Annotated in this window: 1 protein-coding gene; it reads left to right on the plus strand. The window is 45.1% G+C overall.

Annotation, left to right across the window (positions count from 1 at the left end):
• A partial coding sequence (gene tuf, locus PVV69_RS09890) for an elongation factor Tu (protein ID WP_273757360.1) occupies positions 1 to 1,176 on the plus strand: 1,176 nt, incomplete at its 5' end.
• Positions 1,177 to 1,178: the final 2 nt, after the last annotated feature.

The raw sequence follows: 1,178 nt of genomic DNA on the forward strand, positions 1-1,178 counted from the left end.
ATGGCAAAGAGCAAGTTTGAACGCACGAAACCGCATGTTAATATAGGAACGATTGGTCACGTTGATCATGGGAAGACCTCGTTGACAGCAGCGATTACGAAATATTTTGGTGAATTTAAAGCCTATGACCAGATTGATGCAGCGCCAGAGGAACGCGCTCGTGGAATTACCATTTCTACAGCACATGTTGAATATGAAACAGAAAAGCGGCACTATGCGCATGTTGATTGCCCTGGACACGCGGATTATGTGAAAAACATGATCACGGGAGCAGCCCAGATGGATGGTGCGATTTTGGTTGTTTCCGCTGCTGATGGTCCGATGCCTCAGACACGTGAGCATATTTTGTTGGCACGGCAAGTGGGTGTTCCAGCAATTGTTGTTTTTCTCAATAAGGTTGATCAGGTTGATGATACAGAGCTTTTAGAGCTTGTTGAGCTTGAAGTGCGTGAGCTGTTGTCGAAGTACGATTTCCCAGGAGATGAGATACCGATAGTAAAAGGTTCTGCATTGGCAGCGCTTGAAGATAAAGATAAAAGCATTGGGGAAGATGCGGTACGTCTTTTGATGAGTGAAGTTGATAATTATATACCGACACCTGAGCGTCCTGTTGATCAACCATTTTTGATGCCGATTGAGGATGTTTTTTCCATTTCAGGACGTGGAACGGTTGTTACGGGTCGTGTTGAGCGTGGTGTTATTAAGGTTGGCGAAGAAATTGAGATTATCGGTATTCGTCCGACTTCTAAGACAACGGTTACCGGTGTTGAGATGTTCCGTAAGCTCTTGGATCAAGGTCAAGCAGGTGATAATATTGGGGCACTGCTTCGAGGTGTTGATCGTGAAGGAATTGAGCGTGGGCAGGTTTTGGCAAAACCTGGTTCGGTTACCCCTCATACCCGTTTTAAAGCAGAGGCCTACATTTTAACAAAGGATGAAGGTGGTCGTCATACTCCCTTTTTCACGAATTATCGTCCTCAGTTTTATTTCCGCACCACCGATGTTACAGGGATTGTGACGCTACCAGAAGGTACGGAGATGGTTATGCCAGGTGATAATGTTGCGATGGATGTTTCATTGATTGTTCCTATTGCTATGGAAGAGAAACTTCGCTTTGCTATTCGTGAAGGTGGTCGTACTGTTGGTGCCGGTATCGTTTCTAAGATCATTGAGTAAGT

Source organism: Bartonella sp. MM73XJBT (assembly GCF_028618465.1).
In the GTDB taxonomy this organism is placed as follows: domain Bacteria; phylum Pseudomonadota; class Alphaproteobacteria; order Rhizobiales; family Rhizobiaceae; genus Bartonella.